This window comes from Prochlorococcus sp. MIT 0604 (assembly GCF_000757845.1).
In the GTDB taxonomy this organism is placed as follows: domain Bacteria; phylum Cyanobacteriota; class Cyanobacteriia; order PCC-6307; family Cyanobiaceae; genus Prochlorococcus_A.
Genome location: NZ_CP007753.1, coordinates 525,093 through 544,248, shown reverse-complemented (window position 1 = coordinate 544,248; position 19,156 = coordinate 525,093). Strand labels below are relative to the sequence as shown.

General features: G+C 31.5%; 25 protein-coding genes and 1 tRNA gene. 11 read left to right on the top strand and 15 right to left on the bottom strand.

The window, feature by feature from the left end:
- The first annotated feature begins 158 nt into the window (after positions 1-158).
- From EW14_RS03030 to EW14_RS03020, 3 genes are read left to right on the top strand one after another with little or no spacing between them, the layout of a single operon-like run.
- Positions 159-1,082, top strand: a complete 924-nt coding sequence (locus EW14_RS03030; RefSeq protein WP_042850025.1) for a sigma-70 family RNA polymerase sigma factor — start codon at positions 159-161, stop codon at positions 1,080-1,082.
- A gap of 37 nt (positions 1,083-1,119) precedes the next feature.
- Positions 1,120-1,488, top strand: a complete 369-nt coding sequence (locus tag EW14_RS03025) for a YkvA family protein (RefSeq protein WP_042850024.1) — start codon at positions 1,120-1,122, stop codon at positions 1,486-1,488.
- Positions 1,489-1,809, top strand: a complete 321-nt coding sequence (locus EW14_RS03020; protein ID WP_042850023.1) for a hypothetical protein — start codon at positions 1,489-1,491, stop codon at positions 1,807-1,809.
- Between the two features lie 214 nt (positions 1,810-2,023).
- On the opposite strand, the gene EW14_RS03015 is transcribed toward EW14_RS03020, so the two are convergent.
- Positions 2,024-2,293: a YciI family protein gene (locus tag EW14_RS03015; RefSeq protein WP_042850022.1), complete on the bottom strand. Its 270-nt coding sequence runs from the start codon at positions 2,291-2,293 to the stop codon at positions 2,024-2,026.
- A gap of 96 nt (positions 2,294-2,389) precedes the next feature.
- Between EW14_RS03015 and EW14_RS03010 the strand changes: the two genes are divergently transcribed.
- A complete protein-coding gene (locus tag EW14_RS03010; protein ID WP_042850021.1) occupies positions 2,390-2,740 on the top strand; it encodes an AbrB family transcriptional regulator in 351 nt (116 codons plus the stop codon).
- A 79-nt stretch (positions 2,741-2,819) separates the two neighbouring features.
- Here the strand turns inward: EW14_RS03010 and trpA are convergent, their stop codons facing one another.
- The 5 genes from trpA to pyrC all read right to left on the bottom strand — a co-directional run bounded on the left by trpA (position 2,820) and on the right by pyrC (position 5,555).
- Positions 2,820-3,659 carry a tryptophan synthase subunit alpha gene (gene trpA, locus EW14_RS03005; RefSeq protein WP_042850020.1) on the bottom strand — a complete coding sequence of 280 codons (840 nt, stop codon included), beginning with the start codon at positions 3,657-3,659 and terminating at the stop codon, positions 2,820-2,822.
- Positions 3,660-3,687: 28 nt separating this feature from the next.
- A complete protein-coding gene (locus tag EW14_RS03000; RefSeq protein WP_042850019.1) occupies positions 3,688-4,008 on the bottom strand; it encodes a DUF3007 family protein in 321 nt (106 codons plus the stop codon).
- Positions 4,009-4,012: 4 nt separating this feature from the next.
- Positions 4,013-4,246 carry an NAD(P)H-quinone oxidoreductase subunit L gene (locus EW14_RS02995; RefSeq protein WP_025892975.1) on the bottom strand — a complete coding sequence of 78 codons (234 nt, stop codon included), beginning with the start codon at positions 4,244-4,246 and terminating at the stop codon, positions 4,013-4,015.
- Positions 4,247-4,320: 74 nt separating this feature from the next.
- Positions 4,321-4,406 (bottom strand) — tRNA-Leu (locus EW14_RS02990).
- Between the two features lie 99 nt (positions 4,407-4,505).
- Positions 4,506-5,555, bottom strand: coding sequence for a dihydroorotase (gene pyrC / locus EW14_RS02985; protein WP_081925730.1), 1,050 nt, complete (start codon positions 5,553-5,555; stop codon positions 4,506-4,508).
- A 118-nt stretch (positions 5,556-5,673) separates the two neighbouring features.
- Between pyrC and EW14_RS02980 the strand changes: the two genes are divergently transcribed.
- Positions 5,674-6,753 (top strand): calcium/sodium antiporter, encoded by a 1,080-nt coding sequence (locus EW14_RS02980; RefSeq protein WP_042850017.1) that lies wholly within the window; start codon positions 5,674-5,676, stop codon positions 6,751-6,753.
- Between the two features lie 2 nt (positions 6,754-6,755).
- Here the strand turns inward: EW14_RS02980 and gorA are convergent, their stop codons facing one another.
- Positions 6,756-8,120, bottom strand: coding sequence for a glutathione-disulfide reductase (gorA, locus tag EW14_RS02975; protein ID WP_042850016.1), 1,365 nt, complete (start codon positions 8,118-8,120; stop codon positions 6,756-6,758).
- Positions 8,121-8,172: 52 nt separating this feature from the next.
- Between gorA and EW14_RS02970 the strand changes: the two genes are divergently transcribed.
- Positions 8,173-9,402 carry a glutathione S-transferase gene (locus tag EW14_RS02970; protein WP_042850015.1) on the top strand — a complete coding sequence of 410 codons (1,230 nt, stop codon included), beginning with the start codon at positions 8,173-8,175 and terminating at the stop codon, positions 9,400-9,402.
- Between the two features lie 8 nt (positions 9,403-9,410).
- Here the strand turns inward: EW14_RS02970 and dnaA are convergent, their stop codons facing one another.
- On the bottom strand, positions 9,411-10,805 hold the full coding sequence (dnaA, locus tag EW14_RS02965) for a chromosomal replication initiator protein DnaA (protein WP_042850013.1): 1,395 nt from the start codon (positions 10,803-10,805) through the stop codon (positions 9,411-9,413).
- Between the two features lie 188 nt (positions 10,806-10,993).
- On the opposite strand from dnaA, the gene EW14_RS02960 reads away from it, so the two are divergent.
- Positions 10,994-11,605 (top strand): TIGR04282 family arsenosugar biosynthesis glycosyltransferase, encoded by a 612-nt coding sequence (locus tag EW14_RS02960; protein ID WP_042850012.1) that lies wholly within the window; start codon positions 10,994-10,996, stop codon positions 11,603-11,605.
- Positions 11,606-11,610: 5 nt separating this feature from the next.
- The gene (locus EW14_RS02955) at positions 11,611-12,294 is read left to right on the top strand and encodes a TIGR04283 family arsenosugar biosynthesis glycosyltransferase (protein ID WP_042850010.1); all 684 of its coding nucleotides are present in this window, start codon (positions 11,611-11,613) and stop codon (positions 12,292-12,294) included.
- Here EW14_RS02955 and EW14_RS02950 read toward each other — a convergent pair whose 3' ends face one another.
- Genes EW14_RS02950 through hisG form a run of 3 tightly spaced genes read right to left on the bottom strand, consistent with a single transcriptional unit; the run spans position 12,295 to position 15,272 of the window.
- Entirely contained in the window at positions 12,295-12,825 is a 531-nt protein-coding gene (locus EW14_RS02950; RefSeq protein WP_042850009.1) for a GNAT family N-acetyltransferase, read from the bottom strand. It abuts the gene before it with no gap.
- Positions 12,825-14,621, bottom strand: coding sequence for an ABC transporter ATP-binding protein (locus EW14_RS02945; RefSeq protein ID WP_042850008.1), 1,797 nt, complete (start codon positions 14,619-14,621; stop codon positions 12,825-12,827). The genes EW14_RS02950 and EW14_RS02945 overlap by 1 nt, the downstream gene beginning before the upstream one ends.
- 12 nt (positions 14,622-14,633) lie before the next feature.
- The gene (hisG, locus tag EW14_RS02940; RefSeq protein ID WP_025955387.1) at positions 14,634-15,272 is read right to left on the bottom strand and encodes an ATP phosphoribosyltransferase; all 639 of its coding nucleotides are present in this window, start codon (positions 15,270-15,272) and stop codon (positions 14,634-14,636) included.
- A gap of 40 nt (positions 15,273-15,312) precedes the next feature.
- Here hisG and gloB point away from each other — a divergent pair, with 40 nt between their 5' ends.
- The 3 genes from gloB (at position 15,313) to EW14_RS02925 (ending at position 16,783) form a co-directional block, all read left to right on the top strand.
- Positions 15,313-16,053, top strand: coding sequence for a hydroxyacylglutathione hydrolase (gene gloB / locus EW14_RS02935; RefSeq protein WP_042850007.1), 741 nt, complete (start codon positions 15,313-15,315; stop codon positions 16,051-16,053).
- 24 nt (positions 16,054-16,077) lie between these two features.
- On the top strand, positions 16,078-16,470 hold the full coding sequence (locus tag EW14_RS02930; RefSeq protein WP_042850006.1) for a Rid family detoxifying hydrolase: 393 nt from the start codon (positions 16,078-16,080) through the stop codon (positions 16,468-16,470).
- An 85-nt stretch (positions 16,471-16,555) separates the two neighbouring features.
- On the top strand, positions 16,556-16,783 hold the full coding sequence (locus tag EW14_RS02925; protein ID WP_002806681.1) for a DUF3136 domain-containing protein: 228 nt from the start codon (positions 16,556-16,558) through the stop codon (positions 16,781-16,783).
- A 6-nt stretch (positions 16,784-16,789) separates the two neighbouring features.
- On the opposite strand, the gene EW14_RS02920 is transcribed toward EW14_RS02925, so the two are convergent.
- From EW14_RS02920 to EW14_RS02905, 4 genes are all read right to left on the bottom strand, one after another.
- A complete protein-coding gene (locus tag EW14_RS02920; RefSeq protein WP_042850005.1) occupies positions 16,790-17,029 on the bottom strand; it encodes a 4a-hydroxytetrahydrobiopterin dehydratase in 240 nt (79 codons plus the stop codon).
- A 73-nt stretch (positions 17,030-17,102) separates the two neighbouring features.
- Positions 17,103-17,351 carry a carboxysome peptide B gene (locus EW14_RS02915; protein ID WP_011376112.1) on the bottom strand — a complete coding sequence of 83 codons (249 nt, stop codon included), beginning with the start codon at positions 17,349-17,351 and terminating at the stop codon, positions 17,103-17,105.
- A gap of 21 nt (positions 17,352-17,372) precedes the next feature.
- Positions 17,373-17,621 (bottom strand): carboxysome peptide A, encoded by a 249-nt coding sequence (locus tag EW14_RS02910; protein ID WP_042850003.1) that lies wholly within the window; start codon positions 17,619-17,621, stop codon positions 17,373-17,375.
- Positions 17,622-17,623: 2 nt separating this feature from the next.
- On the bottom strand, positions 17,624-19,153 hold the full coding sequence (locus tag EW14_RS02905) for a carboxysome shell carbonic anhydrase (RefSeq protein ID WP_042850001.1): 1,530 nt from the start codon (positions 19,151-19,153) through the stop codon (positions 17,624-17,626).
- Between the last annotated feature and the right edge of the window lie 3 nt (positions 19,154-19,156).

Sequence of the window (19,156 nt, the reverse complement as noted above, 5' to 3'; positions counted from 1 at the left end):
AATAAAAATTCAGAGTTTAAAATTTTTTATTCTAAAGTTTAAGAAAAAAATGTTAATTAGCTAATTAAAAATTATTAATTAATTATTAATTAATTATTACATGTATGGCTTATTACTAAATTAACTATAAGTTGAATATATCAATAAAGAGGTAAATCGTGAGTTCATTAAGCGATTTTCTTGGTGAAATAGGTCGTCATCAACTTTTGACGCCAGAGAGAGAACTCACTATGGGTAGAAAAGTCCAAGAGATGGTTGTGCTTGTTAATAGATGCCAAAAAGCAGGTGGTAAAGGACCCGCGTGTGAATATTCCGAAGCCGAAAGGAAAAAGATCAAAATTGGTGAAAAGGCCAAAAATGAAATGATAACCGCCAACTTAAGACTAGTTGTCAACCTTGCAAAGAGATATCAAGGCAAAGGGCTAGAATTGCTGGACTTGATTCAGGAGGGGACATTAGGCCTTACAAGAGCTGTAGAAAAATACGATCCATCAAGGGGGCACAGATTTTCCACCTATGCTTATTGGTGGATCAGACAAGGATTAAATAGAGCATTATCAACTCAAAGTAGAACTATAAGGATACCAGTAAACATTAATGAAAAACTCACAAAATTAAGATCAGCAAAATCAAAGCTTATGCAACTCAAGGGAGTAGCACCCACGACTGATGAACTAGCTGAAGAAATGAAAATAACTAAGGAGGAAGTTGATGAGCTCCTCTCATGTGAATTGAGAAGCATTACTGTTAGTCTCCAAGGTACTGTCAAATCAAAGTCAGATCCCTCTGAGCTAGTTGATATTCTTCCAAGTGATCAAACTCCACCAATGGAATTAGCCGAATTAGCCGAAAGGACAGCTTCAGCTTGGAAGTTATTAGATAAAGCAAATTTAACTGAAAAAGAAAGAAAAATAGTAAGCCTAAGATTTGGTCTAGACGGTTCTAATGAATGGAGAACTTTAGCTGAAGTTGCGAGACATATGAGTTGTAGTAGAGAATATTGCCGACAAGTTGTTCAACGAGCCTTAAGAAAACTTAGAAAAGCAGGATTACAAAACGGGCTAGTTGATAGTATTAGCTAAAAATTCCAAAAGAAAATCTAAATTTCATAAATAAGTGATGAAAGAGAATTACAGAAACAAAGAAAAAATTTATGATGCTGAAGTTTTAGAAAGTTCAACACTTGATGAGAATATCATCATCAAAATTCTTATTAGAGCAGGAAGAACAATTGCTAAACCTGCATTAGAAGTTTTAGAGATGGCTTTAGATCCTTTTACTCCAGCCCAAGTAAGAGTTTCCTTAATGGCTGCCCTAGCTTATTTAATTATGCCATTTGACCTTTTCCCTGACTTTATGCCAATAGTTGGTTTTAGTGATGATTTTGTCGCCCTCACGGCAGTACTTAGTATATGGAGCAAATATATGACTCCTTCAATAAGAGCAAGAGCAGAGAACAAGCTTAATAAGTTATTCCCTTTTTATTAAATGAGCAAATTATCTCAACAGGAAGAAAAAGAACTCATCTCCTTCATTAAGGATTGGTTGAAATCTCATGGATTTAACCAAAAAGATTTAGCAAATGAATTAAATATTAAATCTAGCAGAACCTCTGAGATTATTCTCAAAATAAAAGAATTACATAAAAAAGGCGGGATGTTCAACGTTGCAAAGAATCTCATAAGGATTGAAAAAAATTGGTTAAACAATATCAAATATGATTATCCAGAGACAAAACAAACACCACCATATAATCAATTAGATATCGACTCTTTAGTAAATCAGATAAATCAAGACGCTAGTAAATAATTATTCTATTTTAATAAGAAATAATCTTTTAAATTCACAAAAAGATTTCAAAGAAATATATCACTCTTAAAAAATAAGCTTTTAATAAATATCGCTTTAATTTATATAAATAATCAAAAATTAAATTATTAATAAAAATATTTTTACAAGTTTTTTTTTAAATAAATTTACTTTTATAAATAATATAAAACACTAAAAATATAATGAATTATGTTCAAAAAGCTTGAACCCAGGGATAAATATCATAATTAATCCATATACCTTTTTTCCAATATATATCTTCCTCAATCAAATCTATTAATTGATTTTCATTTTCAGCCTGAAAGATTCCAAACAAATATTTAGTACATTTTGTGGGTCCTAAAGTAACTAAAATATCGCGATCTTTTAATTTTTTAAGTCTATTAAGATGTTGTTCGCGAAATGGCGCCCTTTTTATGATTGCATCTTCACAGTACTTTCCAAAAACTACAAACTTTTCCATTTTAAAGATAAATAATAGAATAAATACATACTAAATAATTGCATATATTACACACAAATTGCTATCTTAATTAGATGGACTTTCTTTTAATTAATTATGCTCACTGGTAGTGATCTTCTCTCAAAAGTTAAAGAGCTTGGTGATGTAAGTAAGTCTGAGCTTGTTCGAGCATGTGGATATGTTACCACCAAGAAAAATGGGGGTGAACGCCTAAATTTTACAGCATTTTATGAAGCACTTCTAGAGGCTAAAGGAGTTAATCTTGGTGACTCTGGAGTTGCAGGTATTGGTAAAGGAGGAAGAAAACTGAGCTATATTGCGACAGTTCAAGGGAATGGAAATCTATTGATTGGGAAAGCATATACAGCACTTTTAGATTTAAAAGCTGGTGATGAATTTGAAATTAAGCTTGGGAAAAAACAAATAAGATTATTACCTACAGAATAATCTTAGAGAGAGAAACATAAATTTTATACTTAATTTTTAAATTCTTATTTAGCTTCTTATCAATATATTCTCTTTGTATTTATTTTTTATCAGCTGCTAAACGCATATCTTTACAAAATTCGCCAACATGATCAACTACATCTTTTTCACTTGAACTAGAAATTCGTTTTACAAATGCACTACCAATAATTACTCCATCTGCTCCCCACTCACGTACCCTACTAACATGTTCAGGGGTGGATATTCCAAAACCAACCGCAATTGGATTAGTATTTACTTCTTTTAATTTAGCTATAAGATTTTCAACTCTACTTTCCATTTTGTTTCTCTCACCAGTGACACCTGTCACACTTACTAAATAAGTAAAGCCTTTGGTATGATTGGATATTTGCTTCATTCTTTCAAAAGGAGTAGTTGGGGCCACCAATAAAATCAAGTCCATAGAATGATTACTTACTATTTTAGAAAATTTATAAGCTTCCTCTAAAGGGAGATCAGGAACTATTAGTCCAGAAACGCCAGCATTAAATGCCATCTCACAAAACTTTTCAAAGCCAAAACTCAGTAATGGATTTAAGTAAGAAAAAAGGATGATGGGGATATTTATTTTACCTTTTAAAGACTCTAAAAGGTTAATTACTTTTCTTAAATTAGTACCTGACTTTAAGGCGCGAGAGGCCGCCACTTGAATAACAGGTCCGTCTGCAAGTGGGTCACTGTAAGGGACCCCTAATTCAATAAGGTCAGCTCCATTTTCTTGTAACTTTAATAAGATCTCAGACGTTATTTCAATATTGGGATCCCCAGCCATTATAAAAGGCATCAAAGCTAATTTTTTATTTTTTTTTAACTCACAAAACGTCTCATCTACCTTAGATAAAGAGTCATTTTGTGTAATTTGCATTTTGTATTCTTTCATGATTTTTAGATATTTTTCTATGAAAAATTTATAGATTTTCCTCTAAATCTTCCATTAGTTTTTGCTGTTCTTCCTTTGACAATGAGTTGAATTTGGTTTCTAGTTTATCACTAACAACTTTTTCATAATCTTTTCTATAACGCTTCCTTTGTTCCATAAAAGTCATTTTTCCATTTACAACTCTATAAACATAAGATGTTACCCAAGTAATAACAATCAAAATCAAGATACAACTCGAAAGAGTAGTGGCCGTAAAATTGTCGATCCCAATTTGTGGTGCAAATTTATAACTAATTAATCCTATTAATGAAATAAATAAACCTATTTGTATAACTTTACCTTTAGTCAATTATTTACCCTTTACCACTTCCTTTTAGTCTGAGATTTAAAAATGGAGAAAATAAAATTAAACCTGGAAAGAAAAGAAATACAAGGCCATAAATTCCTAATCTTTCAAATTTGCCCATAATATTCCATCTATTATTCATCCAGTAAAATAGTAACAATGGGATAACCAATAAATAGGTAGAAATTATTCCGATATAAGCAATTAAAGTAGCGAATGAATTATTGAAAAAACTTTCCATTTTAATTTATGATTGCTTAGTTAAAACATAACAACTATTGGAAGTTATCGTCAGAACTAAAAATAAACAAATAATGGGAGTGGGGGGACTTGAACCCCCACGAGCTAAATCGCTCGACGGATTTTAAGTCCGGCGCGTCTACCAATTCCGCCACACTCCCAAAGGAATTTGCGCTTTCTAATCGTAGCTGAAAGTAACCCATTTAACCAAGAAAAATTGGAATATTTACACTTTTAATTGTCAGATTAAATCTAATTTTTTAATTTACTATTCCTTCTACTTGCCATTGTAAAGTTTCACCTGCATGAAATGGTTTTATTTGTCCGACAATATTTTTTTCTTCAACGACATCAATATATTCTTTAATTTTGTTAGGTCTAGAAACTAATTTTAATTTTTCTTTATTTGGTGGGACATTATAAAAATTAGGACCATTCAAACTTGCAAACTTTTCAAAATTATCTAGAGCATCCTCCTCTTCGAAAACTGTTAAGTAGCTTTCTATTGCTACTGGCGAATTAAAAATGCCTGCACATCCACAAAAAGCCTTCCACTTCCTAAGGTGTGGAGCAGAGTCAGTCCCCAAGAAAAAACATTTTTCCCCACTTGTTGCCGCTCTCCTTAAAGCGAGTCTATTATTTTCCCTCTTAGCAACTGGTAAGCAGTAGAAATCACTATTTAAGCCTCCAAAAAACATTGCATTTCTATTTATATGCAAATGATGCGGAGTAATAGTAGCCCCAATATTATTTTCTTGCACAAAATCCACTGCATAAGAGGTGGTTATATGTTCTAGAACGATTTTTAATTTTGGAAATCTTTTGGTTATTTGAGAAAGTTCTTTATCTATGAAAACTTCTTCTCTATCGAATACATCTACTTCAGAATCAGTCACTTCTCCATGAATTAAAAGAGGCATTCCAGAATCTTGCATTAATTCAAAGATCTTATATAGATTTTCTATTTTCCTAACTCCATGACTGGAATTTGTTGTGGCATTGGCAGGATATAATTTTGCTGCAAAAAATACATTATTTTTAAAACCATTAATTAGTTCCCCTTTATCAGTGTCATCTGTAAGATAAATTGTCATTAATGGTTCAAACTTAGAACTTTCTGGTAGCGCTTCAACAATAGATTTCCTATAAGAAATAGCGCTATTGATTGATGTTATGGGACTTTTAGTATTTGGCATAACGATGGCTCTTCCAAAATATTCAGAAGTAAAATGAATGATATTTTTTAATACAAGACCTTCTCTTAAATGTAAATGCCAATCATCAGGTTTTATTATGTTTAAAGTCTTCAAAATTTTTTCTATTTAATCAATTTTAACAGCAAATTAAAATTGACAATAAATTATAGATATTCGAGGATAGTTATTAACCAATTATGAAAATTTTTATTATTTAAAGTAAATCCTAAATATGAGTGATTTTTTATTTCCAATAATAGAAATATTTTTAGGCATAGTTCTACTTTTTGCTGGAGGAGAGTTCTTTATTCAAGGAGCCATATTTTTATCTTTAATTTTAGGAATACCTCAAATAGTAATTGGTTTGACAGTTGTTTCTCTTGGAACAAGCTCTCCTGAGTTGTTGGTAAGTTTGAGTTCAATTTTAAAAGGCAGTGATTCGCTTGCGGCAAGCAATGTAATTGGAAGCAATATTTTTAATGTTCTCGTTGTTTTGGGCATAAGCTCATTGATAACACCTCTTAAAGTAAAAAGCAGAATAGTCAGAAGAGATGTGCCCCTTTTAATGGCAATTTCTTGTGCAGTTTGGGCTATGTCATCAACAGGCTTATTAACATTGCAAGCAGGGGTATTTCTAATATTTTGTTTAATCTTAAATACAATATGGGAAATCAATACGATCAATGAAAAAGGAGAGGAGACAAAAGATGCTGAACCAGAGATAGAAGAATTAAAAGATAACTATAAAGGGAAAATAAATATTTTACTAAAGTTAATATTGGGAATATTTCTTTTAAGCTTTGGTTCAAATATTTTAGTAAATGGTTCTCAAACGCTCGCTACTCTTTTGGGTGTAAATGAAATTGTTATTGGTTTAACTATCGTCGCAACTGGGACATCTTTACCAGAATTAGTCACTTCAATAATTGCTGCATTTAAAGGCAAAACAGATCTTGCGATTGGGAATGTAATAGGAAGTAATTTACTTAATCAACTTTTAATCCTTGGAAGTTGCAGTATTTTTTCAGGATTTAAAGGTTTAGTAATTGAACAGAGTCTTATAAAAGTTGACTTGCCTTTTATGGTTTTAACTACCTTTGCGTGTTTACCAATTTTCTGGAGTAAAGGGAAAATCACAAGAATTGAGGGATTTATTTTGCTTAATCTTTATATTTTCTACATTCTCGATAAGATACTTTTCCTAAATGAATTTAACTTCCTTTCTGAATTAAGAATAGGTTTATTTATTTATTTTGCATTACTTATAGTATTTCTGATTTTTCAAGAAAAATTAAAATTTTCTAATTCATAATTTTATCCATACATAGTCACAAATTCTTCTGAGATAGTTGGATGCAAAGCCATAGTAATATCAAAGTCTTTTTTTGTTATCCCTGCATTTAATGAAATTGATACCATTTGAATAATCTCAGACGATGTTTCTCCAAACATATGACATCCTAGAACTTTGTCAGTTAGCTTATGAACTACAATCTTCAACATACATTTTGATTTATTCTTTTTAAAGGTATTAGACATAGGGGTAAATTTACATTTGAAGATTTTTATATTTTTTTCAGAGTAAATCTCTTTAGCTCTTTTCTCACTTAAGCCAACTGTTGAAATTTCTGGAATAGTAAAAACGGCCTTAGGGATATATTCATAATTTACTTTTCTTTTTTGATCATTAAAAAAATTATCCGAAAAAACTCTCCCTTGTTCTATTGCTACTGGAGTTAAGTTTGGCTTATTTATGATATCGCCAACTGCAAAAATATTTGCGTTGCTTGTTTGATTAAGTTCATCGACATCTAAATATTGGCCATCCATCTTTAAATTTAAAAAATCTAAATTTAAAGGCAAAAGATTTGGTTCTCTTCCTGTAGCAATAAGGATATTATTAGTTAGGCGTTTTTCTCCCGAGTCTAGGGTAGATTCGAGATTCCCATTTACTCTCTTGATAGACTTTAACTGAGTATTCGGGATTATATTTATTTCATTAAAAGTAGGAGATTCCTCTAAGCATGAAGAAAGATCCTCATCAAAACCATTAAGTAAATGTTGACCTCTAATTAATTGAGTTACTTCAGTACCTAAATTTCTGAAAATAGAAGCAAATTCACAAGCAATATATCCACCTCCTACTATTAATATTGATTTAGGAAACTTTTCTAATTCAAAAATATCATCACTAGTCCATGCCAAATCTACCCCGGGAATATTTAATTTCTTTGGTTTACCTCCAACTGAAATAAGAATTTTTTTTGAACTTATTTTGTTTTTAATTTTTTTTGTATTTGAACAAATAATTTCTAATTCATTTTGAGTAATAAATCTTCCTAAGCCTTCAAAAATAGTTATATTCGACTTTTTTAAAGAATTTCTATGTAAATTACTCAATCTAGAAACCTCCTCTCTAACATTCTTCAACAAAATATTTGATTCAAAATTAATACCTTCATTTTTTAATCCATATCCTTCAGAAGAATCCATATTTTTTTTACTTTTAGCTGCATAAACCATTAATTTCTTAGGCACGCATCCCCTTATCACACAAGTTCCTCCTATTTGATTTGCTTCTATGATTGCGACTTTTGCTCCATAACTAGCCGCACGTTTAGCCGCCGCGAGTCCTCCAGATCCAGCGCCAACAACAATTAAATCAAATTCAAATTCCAAGACTTTTTTTAATCAATTATTATAACGTTAGTTTATAGCTTTAATTTAAATAATGAATGGGATTTTGACTTGGGATGATTTAAATAAATTTGAAGTTGAAGATCTTGATAGAGTCCATGGTATAAATAATTCCTACGCAAACTTAAGATTATTTGGACATAGTGAAAATGATTTATTAGTTACCCTCTATAGGGATAGGCATTCTTGGTGTCCTTACTGTCAGAAGATATGGTTATGGCTTGAATTTAAGAAAATTCCATACAGAGTCGAGAAAATAAATATGTTTTGCTACGGCCAAAAAGAAAGTTGGTTCCTTGAAAAAGTCAGATCGGGGAAATTACCTGCAATTGAATTTAAAGGGCAAGTTATAACAGAAAGCGACGATATCATAGCTTTTTTAGAAAATGAATTTGGAGCACTTGGATCTTTTATTAGATCTAGTCACCTTATCAAAATTCGAAAGTTAGAAAGAGAAATTTTCAGATCCTGGTGTAATTGGCTCTGCCGAGAAAGCTTTAATTTTATAGATAACTCTTTTAGAAAAAAAAGATTTAAAGAATCCATTTCTAAACTCGATGAAATCTTAAGTAGCTCAGAATCAGGGTTTGTTGATCCCTCAGTTTCTAACACGGGTGATATAGAGCCTGGTGTGGGAGATTTAATTTTTATTCCCTATATGGAGAGAATGAATGCATCATTGATCTACTATAAAGGGTTTAATTTAAGGTCTAGTTATCGTAATGTAGATAACTGGCTTACCCTTTTTGAGGGGAAAAGTGCTTATAGAGGCACTCAAGGAGATTTTCATACTCATTCTCATGATTTACCCCCACAAATGGGAGGATGCTATAAAGAAAACAATGAACAACAGATTACTTTCTCAAAGTTAATAGATACTGGGGAGGGTTTAGGTAATTATGAATTAAACCAAAATTATGACTCAAAATATTATGCAATAATTGCTCTTAAAAGAGTAATAAAGCATAAAGATAATTTACTAAAAGTAAACCCGTACAATAAAGAATGTTTTGAGGAATCGTTGAGATCAGCTTTAACCCATATGATCACAAGTGAAGTAATAATCCCTGAAAAATTTTCGGGAATCTCATTAAGATACTTAAAAAATAGGATCTCAGTTCCAAGAGATATGCCACTTATTTCAGCTAGGTTATTAAGACAATCATTAAACAAAATTGAATCGCTTAGTGATGTCAATGAGATAGATAAGATACCTTTTAGGCATAGATATGATCAAGATCCTAGAAATTTTGCCTCTGGTTAATATTAAAACTATAAATTTTTTCTTGAATCTATTTGAAGTAAATCTCTTATTTTTTGTACTTGACTTGCAATATTAGGATCAATAGACAATTTTTTTTCAACTTGTTCAATAGCATACATAACTGTTGTATGATCTTTGCCCCCAAACTCATCTCCAATTCTTGGTAGGCTTAGATCTGTTCCGTGTCGCATAAGATACATACCTATTTGCCTAGCTTGACTTACTGGTTTTCTCCTACTTGAACTAATCAATTCGTCGGTAGAGACTTTAAAAAAATCTGAAACTTTATTAATAACTTGTTTTGGAGTGACAACTACTCCTACACTATTCGGATCAAGCATTGGAGCAATAGATTGGACTGTCATTGGCAAGCCAGTTATTGATGCAAATGCAACAGCTCTAGTAAATGCCCCTTCCAATTCTCGAATATTCGAAGTGAATCTTCCTGCTATAAATTGAATTAAATCTCTTGGAAGGTTCATCCTCTCTTGTTCTGCCTTTTTTTGAAGGATAGCTGTCCTCGTCTCAAGGTCAGGTGGCTGAATATCTGCGGTCATACCCATTGAGAATCTAGAAATTAATCTCTCTTGAATTCCCGATAATTGATTTGGGGGTCTATCACTTGCAATAACTATTTGACTTCCTGATTCATGAAGAGCGTTAAAAGTATGAAAGAACTCTTCCTGTGTATATTCTTTACCTTCTAAGAACTGTATATCGTCTATTAAAATCAAATCTACATTTCTATATTTGTCTCGAATAGCTGTCATTCCATCTCTTCTTATACCGCTAATAACATCATTAGTAAAAGTCTCTGTAGATACATATTTAACTTTTGCTTCTGGATCTATTTCTACTCGATAATGACCTATTGCTTGCATTAAATGAGTTTTACCGAGACCTACTCCACCACAAATAAATAGTGGATTGAATTCTCTCCCAGGTGATTCGGCAACTGCTAAAGCCGCTGCATGAGCCAACCTACTATTTGGACCTACAACAAATCTTTTAAAGACGTAGCGTAAATTTAGACCGTTGGGATTTTTGGATCGATTTTTTGAAGAAATATCTAGACTATTATTAGGAAATGATTTTGTTTTATGATTCACAATCTGATCATCTAGGTTCTCTTTATTTGTTGAATCGCTGCTTATATTTGTTTCAGATTTAAAAACAACTTTTACATCATGGCCGCATATTTCTTTTGCAGCCTTTTCGATAGTTTGACAATAATTCTTTCTTAACCAATCACTGGAAAATGTATTTGGAGCAATTAAAGTTAACAAGCCATTCTCAAAACAATTAAATTTAGCAGGCCTTATCCATGTCTCAAATGAAGGCTTACTTAAAGTTTTTTGAAGTGATTGTTGAACTTCCGCCCAAATAGGATTAATTGCTTGCAAAATTTTATTCTCTAGATTATTAATCTAGTTGGAATTTAATAATTGGCCATTAGGAAATCACAAGATCACGACAAATTTAAAATTACTTAACAAAGCCTCATACAAATTTATAAAAAAATTTTATTTTTTATAGGCATATAATTATTTTAAATCGCATTAAATTTTTGGATAAAGCATTACTTATTATCATGGCAAAATGGCATGCTTTTGGAAGATGCAAAACAAGATTATCTAAAGATATAGGTAAAAGTAGTTCTGCAAAGGTTCAAAGTGTAATGACCAAACACACTATTTCAGTCGCAAAATTTCTCCAAGAAAATAAACTAATTGATATTTCTATTGCTATATCTGGTTTGGGGGTAGGTAACTGTAAAAGATGGACTAGGGAATTAGGCATCAAAAAATTTACTTTACAGGGAAAAGGCTGCTTGGGAGAAAAAATGAAACGGCAAATAATTATCAACAAAAAATTTTGTGCAAGACATAAGATCAAAAATATTATCTTTATTGGTACTGACCTTCCAGATTTATGCCATCAAGATTTATTGAATACTCTCAAAGAGCTTCAACAAAATGATCTTATTTTAGGACCATCTAATGATGGAGGATATTGGCTTATTGGTTTATCAGAAAAAATTATGTCATCGCATATATATTTACCTTTTATCAACATAAAGTGGGGTACAGAAAATGTCCTTCAAAATACAATTGATAATTTTGCTACAACAAAATTAAGGTATAAGTTTTTAGATAAAAAAATTGATATAGATACAATTATTGATATTGAAAATAGAAAGTAATCGACTTGTCAAAAATCTCAATTATTATTCCAACTATTAATGAAGCTAATAATTTGCCATTATTGCTTTCAGACTTGTCAAGTATTCAGAAAGAGGGCGAAATCATAATTGTTGATTGTGGAAGTGAAGATAAAACTATTGATATTGCAAATATTTATGGAGCAAAAGTATTTATATCCAAAGAAAGGAATCGAGGGCTCCAATTAGATATTGGAGCTAAAAATTCAATAGGAGAGTGGCTTATATTTTTACATGCAGACACAAGATTAACTCATGATTGGTTAAAAAAAATAAACTCATTTTTAAAGGGAAACAATCAAATTATTTATTATTTTGAATTCAAAATTAATCACAAAAAGATAATTTATAGAGTCCTCGAAATTCTCGTAAATATTAGAAGTAAATTTTTTAAACAACCGTATGGTGATCAAGGTTTAATAATTCATAGAACAAACTATTTTAAGAATAATGGATTTAGGAATATACCTTTGATGGAAGATGTAGATTTTTTGATGAGATTAAACCAAAAAAAAGATTTAAAACAATTAAATTTTCCTATTTTTATAAGTTCAAGGAAATGGGAAAGAACTAATATTTTTCTCCAAGCAATTAAGAACTGGCACTTCAGAAGAAGATGGTTAAGAGGCGAATCGTTAAAATCTATATATTCTGACTACTACAAAAAATGATTAATTTGCATACCAAAAAGCACATTTCGACCCTCTAGGTTCTAAAATCCAACCTTGTCTTTTGTAAAATGAAACCACTTCAGCATCAGCAAAAAGGGTTACTTTAGAAATGCCAATATTTTTCAATTCTTTTAGGACATATCTCATTATCTCTTTCCCCAATCCAAGTCCTTGATAAACAGGGTTAATAGCCACATCCCAAACTGTTGCTTCTAGAATTCCATCGCCAGTGCATCTTGCAAATCCAACTAGTCTGGGAAATTTATCATCATGACGCCATAAGCCAACCACCAAAATACTGAAATCTAAAGCTCTTTTTACCCTCCTTACAGGTCTTCTGCTCCAACCAACAGTTTGCAAAAGTTGATCAAGTTCTATTAGATCTAAATCTTTATTTTTACTACATACAAATATTTCTTCTTTAGTTGTTTGAGTGAACTCATAAGAATTTAAACCATAAAGATCTATCAGCTCGTCCTTTGATAAACTGTTTGATTTTTTTATTAAAGATCCTTGGTTTCTAAAAATCATTAAAAATTCACGAATCCCTTTTGTTGAAGCTCAGAAAGCTGAAAATATACACCCTTTTTCAGTCTTAATTCACTATGTGTTCCCTCCTCAACTAATGATCCCCCTTTCAAGACTAAAATCCTATCAGAACTTTCAATAGTTGCTAATCTGTGAGCTATTACTAATGCTGTTCTTTTTGACAGAATTCTCTCAAGATCCCTCTGCAAAGTAGCCTCTGTTGAGGGATCCATAAACGCTGTCGCTTCGTCCATTATTAAAACAACAGGATTTCTAATCGCTACTCGAGCTACGGAAAGAAGTTGTCTCTCTCCAGAAGAGAGATTTCCCCCTCTTTCTCTCAGTGAGGTGTTCAAACCTTCTGGTAATTTTTTTAACAAATTATCTAACCCTAATTCGTAACAAAGATTTTCTAATTCAAGATTGTCTAGATTCGAATTCAGTTTTAAATTATCTGCGACATTTCCACTAAAGATAAAGGTATCTTGCAAAACTACTCCCAACATATTTCTAAGAGTTGCAATAGGAATATCTTTGATATCTATATCATCGATTAAAATTTGACCCGATTGAGGTTCATACAATCTACACAATAGTCTTATTATGGTTGTCTTACCTGAACCAGTTGGACCTACAAAAGCCACATGCTCTCCTGGATTAATCTTGAAAGATAAATTCTTTATAATATGTTCTCCTGCGTTGTAGAAAAAATTCACATTCTTGAACTCAATTTTGCCTTTAAATTTTTTATTTACATTTTTAGCATTTTCTAAAAAATGTTTTGCGGAAGTAGAGTCCTTAATCTGTATTTCTTCATCCAATAATTCGTTTATTCTTTCTACAGCTGTTAAACCTCCTTGTATTTGAGTAAATCTTTCTGCAAGCTGCCTTAAAGGTTCAAAAAGTCTTTGAGAATATAAAATAAAAGTTGTTAATGTTCCTAAACCAATATTTCCAGAAGTAACGAGATATCCTCCAACCGCCAAAACTAAGGAAACTGCAGCAAGAGAAATCCATTCTATAAACGCCGAAATACTACTGTCATAAAATATTGTTCCATTAACTGCTTTCTTATAAGCAACTCCAGTTTTGAAAAATTTCTTGCTATTAAAAGCCTCTCTTCTAAACATCTGAACGACTTCTAAACCTTGAAGATTCTCTTGAAAATCAGAGTTTAGTTGAGACAATTCTTCCCTTACTTGATAATTGGCTCTTCTGTAACGTTTTTGAAGCCAGATAATAAAATATGAAACTGGGATTTGAGTCAAAAGTAATAAGATGGCAAGGCCCCGATCAATTGACAGCATTGTCAAAGAAATTACTATCAGACTTACGAAGTCAGCAATGACTCCAACTGCCCCACTACCAAAAACCTCGGCTAAAGCATCAACATCATTTGTTAATCTCGTTAATAATTTCCCTACAGGCATTTTATCGTGATACTTAAGAGATAAAGATATTGAATGATCAAAAAGTTCTCTTCTTATTCTTGCTGTCAAACGTTGTCCCACTGCTTGGATATTGTAAGTTTGGTATCCTTGCAGAACTAATCTGAATATTACAGTTATAAATAAAGTTAGGATTATTGCATTTATTGACTGCCCAAAGAAAGTTTTACTTAGCCAAACATCTGTAGTTTCGTTCTTTAGAATAGTAATGGCTTGACCAACTAATAATGGTTGAATTGCTCCAGAGAAAGAAACAGGTAACAAAACTATCAAGATTAGATAGATTGTTTTTTTATCTTTAGTTAAATATTTACCTAACTTTTTAATCCTTCTAAAATCTTTAAAAAACATTTAGATAATCTTCTATAAAGCATTAGTTGATTCTATTGATAAAATAGTATCTCTGAGATGATTATCATCTAATCTCATAGATAAAGGATTTCCAATTAGTCTTGCAGTCGAGTAATAAAGATCATCTATTTTAATTAAACCATTCTCTTTAAGAGTCTTTCCGGTTGCAACTAAATCAACTATTGCCTCTGCCATACCTGTAATAGGACCAAGCTCGACTGATCCTGTCAAATGAACTATTTCTACAGGAATATTTAATTCTTCAAAATAAAATCTTGCTGTTTTAATAAATTTACTTGCTACTTTACAATTCGCTGGAAGATCAGTTGGTTTTGAATAATTACTATTTTTCTTAACCGCCAACGACATATGACAACCACCAAATCCTAAATCTAATAACTTTGCGACTTTTAATTCAGATTCTCGTAAAACGTCATACCCAACGATACCCAAATCAGCCTGACCATAACTTACATATACAGGAACATCTCCATTTCTAACTAATAAAGCTTTTGCCCGTTTGCAATTTGATTCGAAGGTTAATGATCTATTATTTTCGTCCAACGCATCTGAGAAATCTAACCCAGCTCTTTTAAAAGTTGAAATTGAATCTTTTAACAGAGCTCCTTTTGGTAAAGCTATAGTAAACATAGATCAATTTCTTCCAAGGATTCTTCATTCTAAGTTAACAATGGAATTTAATAAAGCTCGAAATATAATCGGACTTAGAGTTTTAAGTGATAACGTCATTTGGTTGTTGGTAAAAGATAAATCCGTTGTGGTTGTAGATCCATCTGTTCACGAACCAGTTATTAAATATATAAATGAAAACAATTTTCACTTAGAAGCTATTTTGCAAACTCATCATCATTCAGACCATATTGGAGGGACGAAGACTCTTATTGAAATATGGCCAAATGTAAAAGTGATTGCTTCTTCCAAAGAAAAAAAGCGAATACCTTTTCAAAATATATCTGTGGAGGATGGAGAAACTTTGAGTATTTTAGGTGAAGAAGTAAAAATAATTGAAGTATTAGGACATACAAGCTCACATATTGCTTTCTTTTTAAATGGAGAAAATCCTGTTCTTTTTATTGGTGACACATTATTTTCTGGAGGATGTGGAAGAATTTTTGAGGGAACTTATCAACAAATGTTTTCTTCACTAGAAAGAATCAAATCTTTACCAAAAAATACTCTCATATATTGTGCACATGAATATACAAAGGAAAATATATTGTGGGCATTGAATCTCAGGCCAGAAGATCAAGATATAAAAAATAAACTTTCGGAAGTTGAAAAAAAACTTTCTCTTAATGAATTGACAATTCCATTTTTACTTGATGAAGAGATGAAAATAAACCTTTTCTTAAGAGCAAAAAATTTAGAAGAATTTACTTTTTTAAGAGCAAATAAAGATTTATGGGTTTAAATAGATAGGTAACTTCTTAAACAAATGTCCCCCAAAAAAGTAATTAAAACATCAAATGCTCCAGATCCAGTAGGACCTTATAATCAAGCAATAAAAGCTGGGGATTTCATCTATTGTTCTGGTCAAATTGCTATAGACCCAGCTTTAAATGAAATAACATGTTTAGGTGATATAGAGAAGGAAACTATTCAAGTTTTAAAAAATCTCGCAGAAGTTCTTAAAGCTGGTGGAGCCAAAATAGAAGATGTAATAAAAACAACTATTTACTTAACGGACTTAAGTAATTTTCAAATTGTCAATAAAATTTATAGTGATTTTTTTAATATTGAGAATCCTCCAGCAAGGGCATGTGTGGAAGTTTCATCTCTACCAAAAGGAGTTTTAGTTGAAATAGATTGCGTCGCATTTCTAGATTAATTTCTAATTATTGAGAAATTTGAAATATGAACCAATTGTGCACCATTGTTGTATAGATTATTATTTAATAATTCATCTTTGATCTATGTCAGCAGCAAAGCTTAATATAGATGAACTAGAAGCAGGTTATCCTTTATTTTGCAAAGCTCTTAGACTATTAATCTTAAAAGGAAACTCAGTTAAAGATATAGAAAAGACAGTGTGTTGGGGTCATCTTGAAACTTTAAATAGATGTCTACCTGGTAGATATAAAGCACCAACATATTTAATGGCTTTAATCAAAAGAGATATTGCTAAGCCAAATAATTATTAAAAAGGACTAATCCTCTAAATAAAATTTATCAATATCCATTGAAAATTCTTTTTCCTTGTCTGATATTTCTTTATTATCTAAAAATATTGAAAGACTTACAAAATTCTTACCGAAACTGATATTTGGATAGATATCCCTTTCTTTACATAATTTCTCAATTTCTCCCATGAATTTACTAATTTTTGAGTACTGATCAAATTCAAATCTTTTTTCAATCCTCAAAGGTGATTCTCTTTCGTTCCACATTACATTCTTTATTCGATACTAATTACACTATACATTTGACAAAGTTTCTCAATAAATTTTGAAGTTAAAATTTTTAGTCACTCTCCCAATAATCAATAATGCCGCCAATTGTTAAATCGGTTTGAACTTCTGGATTAGGGCATGCAAATCTAGCTGCAGAGCCACTAGCAGTAAAAACCCAGTTACCTTCTCTTGCTCCAACAGGATCAACAGCAACTAATTTCTTTCCTTTATTATTTTCTAAAATTCGTAAATTCATATGACCTAAGCCAGCTACTCTTTGAGTGCATACCATCCTTCCTAATACCTTCATAATTTCCACAATTTATATCCTCCTTTTTTATTACTTGTCAGGATCCCAATGATCAATAATTCCAACAATCGTTAAATCGCTTGGATAAGATTTACTTCCCGCGGCTTCTCTAGCAGCAGAACTCCCAACACAAATAACCCAATCTCCTGGCTTACAGCCAACAGCATCAACTGCAACTTTACTAGAAGAACCATCTAATACAACCTGCAGATGTTTATGTTCAAAACCAGGAATTCTATTAGTAGAAACGAGTGGTTTTACAACCTTGCAAATTAACATAATTAGTGAGCCTCCTCTGTTTTTTTATCGAAAGACATTCCAATTATTTGGGCGGAATGAATTTTGTCCCTATCTCTAATAGTAGAGCAAGTATGTAACAAACCTTGATCAACTAAATTTTTATATCTAATTGATATCGCATTATTAACTCTTTCACAATCATTTATTGCCCTCTCTTTTGCGCCGGGTACTTTGCCAGAGTAATCAAATCTTATTACTACCGGAATAGGTAGATCTTGAGAAACATTTAATCCAGTAAAAATCTTCACTCCTACATCTAAATCTGGAGCCCCTTCTTCGACTGTATCTAAATGAGCAAAATAAGTTAAATTTCTGAGATGTACTTCTTTAAAACCTATACCTACTCCAATAAACCTCTCTGCATGTCCAATATCTTCATAAGAACCATTATGAAAACTCTTAACATAATCAATTTGAGAAATATTATTGACAATTAATTTATACTTAAACTTTTCCAGTCCACTGAGTTTATCTTTTGACGATTGCTTAGAAATTGTCTGACAAATTTCTCTTTCCGCTTCCTCTTTTGAAAAATTTATTGTTGAATTATAAATTTCTAATGTAGAAATTGTTTTTTCTAAATCTATTCCACCATCGCTAGTTGATAAATGTAATTTTAATGAATCAGTGTCTGTATCAAGTCCAATTAACATTAAATCCACAGAAGCTCCGCAGCAAAAGCTATTCTCTACAGCCTCTTTGAAAGCATATAATTTATTTCTACCTTCTTCCGCCGCCAACTCGTCATTACTCCCATGAGCTGCGCATCCCTGATGCAATGGATCTACTGAACTAAAATGATAAGTTACAACTTTTAAGTACCTGGTATCTTTATGAGCTTCATTAGGAACATTCTCTCTATATCTTTTATGTTCAGTTTTTACCCATCGATTAACGGTATTTTCAATATCAAAAAGTGCTCCAGCATGGGATCTTCTCCTTACTGAACTAAAAGGTATTCTCATTACATAAGCAACTGAATGGGCTAATCTTCCATCTGAACAAGGAGTTATATCAAGTAAATGTATTCCACAATCTAAAAGAAATTTTTCAAAGTCTTCCGCATCCTTACTTCCAGATGCACCTTCAAGTGGATCATTTTTAAAAAAATTATCACTAAGTTTCTCATGCTGTTTGAAAGCACACCATGCATATAAAGCTCTCATATCAAGAGGTTTAACCCAAGATTTATCTAAAATATGTAGGGGTAAATCTATCCCCAAATTTTTTCTTGATATTTTCTGAGCCTTATTTATAAAATCTTCGTGATGTTGAATTCGAGCAATTTCCTTGAGAGTTGGAACAATTTCATCAAAATCACTTTTTATTTTGCTTTCATAGCTAAATAGATTTTCATTTTGGATATTATTGGTTAATTTATGAGACTTTCCAGAATTTCGGAAATTATTTGATTCTTTAGTTTGTATATGGATATTTTCAGTAAAAGTTTTCATTGGAGCTGTTGGCCCCAATGTAAAGTTCTTGGCTTTAGCCAGTCCTCTTAAAGGCATTAT

What these genes read in the sequence shown, in the direction of transcription:
- trpA (WP_042850020.1), bottom strand. Translation starts at nt 3,659, where the DNA reads ATGAAAGAATACAAAATGCAAATTACACAAAATGACTCTTTATCTAAG.
- EW14_RS03025 (WP_042850024.1), top strand. Translation starts at nt 1,120, where the DNA reads ATGAAAGAGAATTACAGAAACAAAGAAAAAATTTATGATGCTGAAGTT.
- EW14_RS02925 (WP_002806681.1), top strand. Translation starts at nt 16,556, where the DNA reads ATGTCAGCAGCAAAGCTTAATATAGATGAACTAGAAGCAGGTTATCCT.
- EW14_RS02945 (WP_042850008.1), bottom strand. Translation starts at nt 14,621, where the DNA reads ATGTTTTTTAAAGATTTTAGAAGGATTAAAAAGTTAGGTAAATATTTA.
- EW14_RS02950 (WP_042850009.1), bottom strand. Translation starts at nt 12,825, where the DNA reads ATGATTTTTAGAAACCAAGGATCTTTAATAAAAAAATCAAACAGTTTA.
- EW14_RS03020 (WP_042850023.1), top strand. Translation starts at nt 1,489, where the DNA reads ATGAGCAAATTATCTCAACAGGAAGAAAAAGAACTCATCTCCTTCATT.
- EW14_RS02910 (WP_042850003.1), bottom strand. Translation starts at nt 17,621, where the DNA reads ATGTTAATTTGCAAGGTTGTAAAACCACTCGTTTCTACTAATAGAATT.
- EW14_RS03010 (WP_042850021.1), top strand. Translation starts at nt 2,390, where the DNA reads ATGCTCACTGGTAGTGATCTTCTCTCAAAAGTTAAAGAGCTTGGTGAT.
- hisG (WP_025955387.1), bottom strand. Translation starts at nt 15,272, where the DNA reads ATGTTTACTATAGCTTTACCAAAAGGAGCTCTGTTAAAAGATTCAATT.
- EW14_RS02930 (WP_042850006.1), top strand. Translation starts at nt 16,078, where the DNA reads ATGTCCCCCAAAAAAGTAATTAAAACATCAAATGCTCCAGATCCAGTA.
- EW14_RS02995 (WP_025892975.1), bottom strand. Translation starts at nt 4,246, where the DNA reads ATGGAAAGTTTTTTCAATAATTCATTCGCTACTTTAATTGCTTATATC.
- EW14_RS02980 (WP_042850017.1), top strand. Translation starts at nt 5,674, where the DNA reads ATGAGTGATTTTTTATTTCCAATAATAGAAATATTTTTAGGCATAGTT.
- gloB (WP_042850007.1), top strand. Translation starts at nt 15,313, where the DNA reads ATGGAATTTAATAAAGCTCGAAATATAATCGGACTTAGAGTTTTAAGT.
- EW14_RS02905 (WP_042850001.1), bottom strand. Translation starts at nt 19,153, where the DNA reads ATGCCTTTAAGAGGACTGGCTAAAGCCAAGAACTTTACATTGGGGCCA.
- EW14_RS02970 (WP_042850015.1), top strand. Translation starts at nt 8,173, where the DNA reads ATGAATGGGATTTTGACTTGGGATGATTTAAATAAATTTGAAGTTGAA.
- EW14_RS02960 (WP_042850012.1), top strand. Translation starts at nt 10,994, where the DNA reads ATGGCAAAATGGCATGCTTTTGGAAGATGCAAAACAAGATTATCTAAA.
- EW14_RS03015 (WP_042850022.1), bottom strand. Translation starts at nt 2,293, where the DNA reads ATGGAAAAGTTTGTAGTTTTTGGAAAGTACTGTGAAGATGCAATCATA.
- EW14_RS02920 (WP_042850005.1), bottom strand. Translation starts at nt 17,029, where the DNA reads ATGTGGAACGAAAGAGAATCACCTTTGAGGATTGAAAAAAGATTTGAA.